Below are 8469 nucleotides of genomic sequence, written 5' to 3'. Positions count from 1 at the left end.
TCGTGCCGATCCACCACCGCACCCAACACCGCCACCACACCCGCCCGATCAATCCCCACCGGCAACTCCACCACCGCCGACATCGCGAACCGGCCGATGCCACCGCCCTGTTCCAGCAGGTGGGCGGCGATCGGGGAGAACGGCATCCAGCCCTCACCGCCGCCGTCGAGTTCCGCGAGGGCGACGGGGCGGGCCGCCTCGCGCTCGCCGGCCGCGGCGGACAGCTCGGCCACCGTGCGGAGCTGGAAGATCTCGCGCGGGGTCACCTCGACCCCGCGGGCGCGGGCCCGGGAGACGACCTGGATGGAGCGGATGCTGTCACCGCCGACGGCGAAGAAGTCGTCGTCGACGCCGACCCGGTCCAGGCCCAGCACCTCGGCGTACACCTCGGCCAGGACGCGTTCGCGTTCCGAGCCGGGGGCGCGGTAGCGCTCGCCGGTGAACTCCGGCGCCGGCAGCGCGGCCCGGTCGAGTTTGCCGTTGGGGGCGAGCGGGAGCCGGTCGAGCATCACGAAGGCGGCGGGCACCATGAACTCGGGCAGCCGCTCGGAGGCGAAGGCGCGCAGCTCCGCGGCGGAGACGCCGGCGGTCAGGTCGACCTCCAACTGCCCGAGGCTGTCGACGGCCGCCCCGGTGCCGGCGACGGCACCGGTGGACACGACGTGGGCGACGAGCTGTTTGCCGCCGGGCCGGTCATGGGCGGTGACGACCGCCTGGACGACGCCGGGGTGGGCGATGAGCGCGGCCTCGACCTCGCCCGCCTCGATCCGGAAGCCCCGGATCTTCAACTGGGCGTCTTCGCGTCCGGCGAACTCCAGTTCGCCGTCGGTGTTCCAGCGGGCAAGGTCGCCGGTGCGGTACATGCGGTCGCCGGGGGCGCCGAAGGGGTCGGCGACGAACCGGCCGGCCGTCAGGGCGGGCCGGTCCCGGTAGCCGCGCCCGATCTCGCCGGCGACGTACAGCTCGCCGACGACCCCCGGCGGCACCGGAGCGAGACCGGGGCCGAGCACGTAGGTCCGCATGTTGCCCAGCGGTACGCCGACGGGGGCGCTGTCGGGGCCGTCGGCGTCGGGGACGGCGGAGGTGGTGGCGTAGAAGCTCTCGCTCTGGCCGTAGGCGTTGACGATCCGGACCCCGGGGAAGGCCTGCCGGGTGCGCCGCACGAGCGAGGAGGGCAGGGCCTCGCCCGCGAAGACGACGGTGTCGACGGAGGTCGTGTGCGCGAGGTGGTCGACGAGTTCGGCGAAGACCGAGGGGACGGTGCTGATCACGCTGCCCGTCCAGCCGTCGCGTTCGCCGAGGACGAGCACGTCACGGACGATCTCGACGGTGCCGCCGGCGGCGAGCGTGGTGACGATCTCGAAGACGGACACGTCGAAGTTGACCGATGTTCCGGCCAGCGTCCTGGACCCGGGGCCGAGCCCGACGGCCGGCGCCAGGCCGGTCACTCCGTTCACCACGCCTCGGTGGGTGATGGACACGCCCTTGGGAACCCCGGTGGAGCCGGAGGTGTACATCACGTAGGCGAGGTTGTCGGGTGCCGGGGTGACGGCGGGCGGCTGGTGGCCGGTGCCGTCCAGGTCGAGCTCGTCGAGGTGCAGGCGCGGGCCCCCGCCCTCGGGGAGGCCCGGGGCGGTCCCGGTGTCGGTCAGCAGCAGGCCGGGACGGGCCTCGGTGAGGATGCGGCCGAGCCGGGCGCTGGGGTAGCGGGGGTCGACCGGCAGGTAGGCGGCGCCCGACTTCCAGACCCCGAGGAGGGCGGTGACCAGGTCGGCGGAGCGCGGCAGGGCGAGCCCGACCAGGGTCTCCGGTGCGGCGCCGTGTCCGGCGAGGACGTGGGCGAGCCGGTCGGAGCGGGCGTCGAGCTCGCGGTAGGTCAGCTCCCGGCCGTCGCAGAGCACGGCCACGGCGTCGGGGGTGCGGGCCGCCTGCCGGGCGAAGAGGGCGGGCACGGTGGCGTCGGCCGGGACGGGCGCGGCGGTGTCGTTGCGGGCGACCAGCGTCGCGTGCTCGGCGGGGGTCAGGGCGTCGGCCACCGCGATCGGCGCCGCGGGGTCGGCGACCAGTTGGGAGAGGAGGCGTACGAAGCGGTCTCCGAGGGCGGCGGCCGTGTCGCGGTCGAACAGGTCGGTGGCGTACTCCAGGGTGCAGCGCAGCCCGCCGTCGCCGGTCGCGGTGAAGTTGAACTCCAGGTCGAACTTGGCGGTCGGGGTGGGGACCGCCTCCAGGGTGGCGGTCAGGCCCGGCAGGTCGAGGGTGATCTCGGCCTCGCTCTGCCAACTGAACATCACCTGGAAGAAGGGGTGGTAGGCGGTGGACCGCTCCGGGTTCAGTGCCTCGACGAGGCGTTCAAAGGGCACCGCCTGGTGGTCGTAGGCGGACAGCGCCTTGTCCAGGACCCGGTCGAGGACCTGCTCGGTGGTGGGGGTGTCGGACAGGTCCACGCGCAGCACCCAGGTGTTGACGAAGAACCCGACGAGGTCGCTCAGCGCCTCCTCGGTGCGGCCGGCGATGGTCGAGCCGATGGTGACGTCCGGCCCGGCGCCGCTGTGCTGGAGCAGGACCGCGAGCGCGGCCTGCATGGCCATCGACTGGGTCAGGCCGCGGGAGCGCGCCAGTTCCGCGGCCGCGACGGCCAGGGCGGGGGTGACGGTGAACTCGACGGCGTCGCCGCGGTGGCTTGCCCGCGGGGGTCGGGGGCGGTCCGCGGACAGGGTCGACTGCTGGGGGGCTCCGGCCAGTTCCCGGCGCCAGTACGCGAGTTGGGTGGACAGCACGCTGTCCGGGTCGGCGGGGTCACCGAGCAGTTCCCGCTGCCAGAGGGTGTAGTCGCCGTACTGCACGGCGAGTTCGGGCCACTGCGGGGCCGTGGCGTTGAGGCGGCCGGTGTAGGCGGCGGCCAGGTCCCGGCCGAGCGGGCCCATCGACTCGCCGTCGGCGGCGGCGTGGTGGACGGTCAGCACCAGGACGTGCTCGGCCGGTGCGCTGCGGACGAGCAGGGCGCGGAGCGGGATCTCGGTGGCGAGGTCGAAGCGGTGGGCGGCGGTGCCGGCGACGGCCTCCGCGAGGGCCTCGGGGTCCGCTTCGACGACGGGGAGCGGGACGCGCGCCTCGGCGGCGGGAAGCACCCGCTGGACCGGGAGGCCGGCCTCGTCCTCGACGAACAGCGTCCGCAGGCTCTCGTGACGGCCGACCACGTCGTTCAGCGCCTCGGCGAGGGCGCCGGTGTCCAGGGTTCCGCTCAGGCGCAGGACGAAGGGGATGTTGTACGTCGACGAAGGCCCCTCGAAACGGTCGATGAACCACAGGCGGCGCTGTGCGAAGGACAGGGGGATCATTTCGCGTCTACTCCTCGATCGGTCTTCTGCGCAGACGAGGCCTGTCCGGGCGCGGCCCTCGGCGTCGGTCGCGGGGCGGTTCGACGTTCACGGGAATCCGGAGAATCGGCGGTGCGGTCCGGATCGGAATCACACATCGCGGTACAGACGCTTCTCGTGGGCGCCACCGCGGATTTCCACGACGCATACTTCCCGCCGCCGCACGGCGGGGTCAAGGAAACGCGGACGGGAGGGGCGCCGTGCGCGGTGGCCTTGTCCCGGCGACGGGACAAGGCCACCGCGGCGCGCGCACGCGGGTGCGGGTGGGGCGTGGGGGCCGGCCGGTCAGGCCGCGCGTCGGCGGCCGATCGCCTCGGCCATCGCCGCCAGGGTGGGGTGCTCGTACAGCTCCTGCGTGCCGACCCGGACCGCGAAGGCGTCCTCCACCAGGGCCAGCAGCCGGGTGGCGCGGATGGAGTTCCCGCCCAGGTCGAAGAACGAGGTGTCGCGTCCCACGCGAGCGCCGTCCAGGGCCTGTGACCACAGCGCGGCCAGCTTCTCCTCGCGTTCGCCGACCGGCGCGGTGAAGGCCCGGCGGGGCCGTCCGGGTGCGGTGTCGCGCAGCAGGGCGGCGGTGTCCACGTTCCCGTCGGCCCTCTTGGGGACCGCCGTCACCTCGACGAGCCGGATCGGGACCGGACACCGGCGCAGACCGGCCGCCGCGGCGGCCCGGACCGTCTCGGGTGCCACCCCCTCCGCCGTGTACGCCACGACCGCCTCGCCCGCCCGCAGTCGGTCCGGGACCAACTCGTCCATGACGGCCGGATTCGACGGATCCGGGCCCACGGCGAGGCGGTGGTGCGGTGAGGCGACCGCGTCGAGGAACAACTGGAGTCCGTCCGCGGGGTCGATGACGCGGAATCCGCGGCTCACGGCAGCGGCCGCGGAGCGTCCGCGGTTCATTCCCGTTCCGGTCCACATGCTCCAGGACAGGCAGTGAACCGGGCGGTGGCGTTCGTGGTGCCAGTGGTCGGCGAATCCGGCGAGGAACGCGTTGGCGGCGGAATAGGCTCCGAACGAATGGCCGCCGAATTCCCCGTTGACGGAGCCGAAGAGGACCAGGTGCGCGTCGGGCCGGGTTTCCAGGACATCGGCGACGGCGAGGGTGCCGGCGACCTTGGCCCGGTAGTGGGCGGCGAACCCCTCGGGGGTCTCGCGGGCGACGGTGTGCCGTTCCAGGTCCTCCCATTGGGCGGTCGGGTCCGCCCCGGCCAGGTGCAGCACACCGTCCAGGCCCCTGCCCCAGCGGGCCTCGGCCGCGGCGATGGCCGCGGTCAACGCGGCGGTGTCGGCGACGTCGAGCTGCCGGTACTCCACGTCGCCGAGCGCGCGCAGTGCGGCGAGCCGGTCCGCGCGTTCGCCGTCGGCCGGGGAGCGGCCGACGAGGAGCAGGCGGGCGCCGTGCGCGGCCACCAGGTACCCGGCGACGTCGTGGGCGATCCCGCCGAGTCCACCGGTGACCAGGTACCGGCCGCCCGCCGACGGGAGGCCCGGGGCCCGCCGGTCCGCGGCGGGCCCGGGGGCCACCGGGGCGAGCAGCGGCCGCAGCCGGGTGCCGCCGCGCACGGCGACGACGCCGCGCCGGTCGCGGTCGGCGAGTTCGCCGCGCACCGCGGCCGGCCAGGCGCCGGGGTCGGTGGCGGGCAGGTCCGCCAGCCGGATCGGCCGGCCGGGGTCCTCGTCCGCGGCGGTCCGTACGAGGGCGGGCAGCGCACACGTGCCCAGGTCGACGGTGTCGCCGTCCTGCGCGTGGACGGAACCCGAGGTGAGGACGAGTAGCCCGGCACCGTCGGCGGCCCCGTCCGCCAGCGCCCCGGCCAGCGCCGCGAACTCGGCGGTGGCCCGTGCGAGGCGGTCGTGCGGGTCGCCGTCCGGTTCGGGCGGCAGGGTGAGGATCACCGTGCCGACCGGGCCGTGGTCGGCGGCGACGGTCGCCAGGAGCAGGCGTAGGGCGTCGCGGTCGTCGAGGGCGGCGACGTACCGGCCGGGTGCCTCCCGGACCGGGCCGGCGCCCCGGCGGACCGTGACGACGGATCCGTCGACGGCGAGCCGGGTCAGGTCGGTGTCCTCGGCCAGGACGACGCGGACACCGTCGGCGTCCGGGCCTTCGGCGGCCCGCGGGGCGGGGGCCGCGGCGGGGGCGGGACCCCACCGGCGCTCGAACAGCCAGGCGTCCGCCGGTGCTTCGGGTTCGTCCGCACCGATCGCCCGACCGTCGAAGACGCCGGAGCGGAAGGCCGCGACGAGCGCGCTGCGCTGGATCTTGCCGCTGGGGGTCTTGGGGAACTCCGCCTCGGTGACGGGCACGACGAGGTCGGGGGCGATCCCGGCCTCCCGGGCGAGGGTGGACCGTACCGACTCGGCGGTGGCGGTCAGGGCCTCCTCGCCCCACTGCCTCGGGACCACGAAGACGACCAGGCGGTCGGACTCCTCGCCGGGCTCGCGCACGCCGGCGGCCGCGCTGAAGCTGACCCGCACGCCGTCGACGCGCTCCACGACGCTCTCGATCTCGTGCGCCATGTAGTTGATGCCCCGGACGATGATCTGGTCCTTGCGGCGGCCGGCGATGACGACCTCGCCGTCGTGCACGAACGCCAGGTCGCCGGTGCGGAACCAGCCGTCGGCGTCATAGGCCTCCGCGTTGGCCTCCGCGTTGGCGAAGTAGCCCCGCATCATGGTCAGTCCGCGGATCCGCAGTTCGCCCAGGCGGCCCTCCGGCAGCACCCGGCCCGCGTCGTCGACGACCCGGAGCCGGACGCCGGGCAGCGGGCAGCCGACGGTGGACAGCACCACGGCCTCCTTGGCGCCGGGGTCGAGGTGCCGCACGAGGCCGCCGAGCGACGCCGGGTCGATCGCGACCGTACCCGCCCCCCGGTCGTCCCGGTGCTGGCGGGCGTAGGTGACCCCGGAGCAGGTCTCCGACATCCCCCACACCGGCCGCATCGCGTCGGCCGGCAACCCGTGCGGGGCCAGCAGCTCCAGGAAGCGGTGGCTGGTCGCGGCGATGACGGGCTCTCCCGCGTTGGTGATCTCCCGCAGACAGGACAGGTCCCAGGAACGACCGCGGATCTCGTCGGCGCGTTCGTTGGCCATGGCGAAGACGAAGTTGGGGGCCCAGAGGTTGGTGGCCCGGTAGCGGTCCACCCAGTCGAGCCAGAGCAGCGGGTCGCCCAGGGAGTGCTCGATCCGGGCGTTGACGTGCATGCAGCGCAGGAACACGTCACGGACGTTGTACATGGCGACGGTGACGTGGTCGAACGGCATCCAGATGAGGCTGACGTCGTCCTCGGTGAGCCCGCAGTGCGCGGCGACCGCCAGGGAGCGGGCGGCCACGCTCGCGTTGGTGTGCTGCACGCACTTGGGCACGCCGGTGCTGCCGGAGGTCAGCAGGTTGAGGACCGGGGACCCGGGGGTGGCGTCGAACCAGTCGGCGGGCGCGAGGGGGGCGTGGTCGAGCAGGGCGCCGACGGTGAGGATCCGGACCTCGGGCTCGTCCCACAGCGTGCGCACGTCGGCGAGCGCCCCCGCGGTGGCATCGTCGGTGAGCAGCACGGGCCGGTCCAACAGGGTCCAGGCGTTGTGCAGCTTGCGGTTGGCCTCGTTGGCCGCCCGGTAGGTCGTGGCCACGCCGACCGGGGTGGGGACGAACCCGCCGAGGACACAGGCCCAGAAGGCGGTGAGGAAGTCCTCGTTGTCGTCGAACTGGAACAGCGCCGCGTCTCCGGGCCGAAGGCCGGCGGCGCGCAGGCCGCTCAGCACCCGCTGTGCGGCGTCCAGGAGTTCGGGGTAGGTGCGCAGGACGTCCTCGCGTCCCTTGCGAATGAAGATCGTGCCCTTGTCGGGTGCGGTCGCCGCCGCCGCGACGAGGGCCTCCCGGAGGGTGGCGGGCGCGCCCTCCGGGACGGTGAACGGGCCGCCGTCCAGGTCGGCCGGGGTGGCGTCCGCGGGGTCCGGCTCCGCCGGCGCCGCGGCCGGGTGGGGGGCCGGGGCGGGGCGCAACCCGCGGCGTACGGCGGCAGCGGCCTCGCCGACGCCCGGTACGGAGCGAACGGCCTCGGTGACGGCGTCCAGGGCCTCGGCGATCGGGTCGTGGTGGTCGCTCACGCGGTCCTCCCCGGTTGCCGCGCGGCCGGTACTCGCGCCGCGATCAGGTCGACGACCCCGGCGGGCGAGTCCATGAAGTAGAAGTGGCCGCCGGGCCGGAAGTGCACCTCGAAGGCGCCGGTGGTCTGGTCGCGCCAGCCCTCCACGGACTCCCTGGGGGCCCGGGGGTCGCCGTCGCCGGCGATGACGGTGATCGGGCAGTCCAGTGGCGCGTCCGGGGCGGTGCGGTGGCGTTCCCACAGGGTGAAGTCCGCCCGGAGCACAGGCAGCAGGGAGGCCATCACGAACTCGTCGGCGGCGATCTCCTCGTCGATCCCGCCGAGTTCGGTCATCGCCTGGTGGAACTCCTCGTCGGGCAGGTCGTACAGCGGCCGTACGCCGGTGGCCCCGGGGGCGGGCTGCGCGGAGAGGAACAGGGCCCGGGGAACCGGCCCGCCCCGGGCCCGCAGCGCCTTGGCGAGTTCGAAGGCGAGGGCGGCGCCGCAGGAGTGCCCGAAGAAGGAGAACGAGCCGCCCAGGACCGGCCGCAGCGCGTGGACGAGGGTCTGGACCAGCGGGGCGACCTCGGTGAAGGGCTCTTCGACGATGCGGTTCTGACGGCCCGGCAGTTGGACGGCGACGAGCTCGATGTCGGGGGGCAGCAGGGGCACCCAGTCGGCGTAGGCGGTGGCGCCGGCGCCGGCGTGCGGGAAGCAGATCAGGCGGTGGCGGCTGTCGGGCCGCCGGGCGCGCCAGATGTACGGGGCCTCGGAGACGAGCTCCGCGCTCTGGACGGTCATGCTGGGTCCTCCCTGGTGCTGTGGCCGGAATGGTTTGCCGGGGCGCGGTGTCCGGTGCGGTGCATCGCAAGGCGGAGGACTGCCGCTTGTACTGGACGTACCTGAGCGGTCCGACAACGCGGCGAGGTGCGGTGCCGGGCGGCGCGGGTCAGGCAAGATCCGAAAGAGACGGCCTAGCTCATCTTGCGCAAGCGGGGGCCGCTCGCGGT

Annotated in this window: 3 protein-coding genes; all 3 read right to left on the bottom strand. The window is 74.6% G+C overall.

Annotated features, from left to right (window positions below):
* A partial coding sequence (locus ADK55_RS29860) for a non-ribosomal peptide synthetase (RefSeq protein WP_159041600.1) occupies window positions 1-3338 on the bottom strand: 3338 nt, incomplete at its 3' end.
* A 324-nt stretch (window positions 3339-3662) separates the two neighbouring features.
* Window positions 3663-7481: an SDR family NAD(P)-dependent oxidoreductase gene (locus ADK55_RS29855; protein ID WP_053683052.1), complete on the bottom strand. Its 3819-nt coding sequence runs from the start codon at window positions 7479-7481 to the stop codon at window positions 3663-3665.
* Entirely contained in the window at window positions 7478-8260 is a 783-nt protein-coding gene (locus ADK55_RS29850) for a thioesterase II family protein (protein WP_053683050.1), read from the bottom strand. Before ADK55_RS29850 ends, ADK55_RS29855 begins: the two co-directional genes overlap by 4 nt.
* Window positions 8261-8469: the final 209 nt, after the last annotated feature.

It is taken from the genome of Streptomyces sp. WM4235 (assembly GCF_001279725.1).
Taxonomy (GTDB): Bacteria; Actinomycetota; Actinomycetes; order Streptomycetales; family Streptomycetaceae; genus Streptomyces.
The sequence above is the reverse complement of the archived record's forward strand: the minus strand, read 5'-3'. Positions and strand labels throughout refer to the sequence as shown.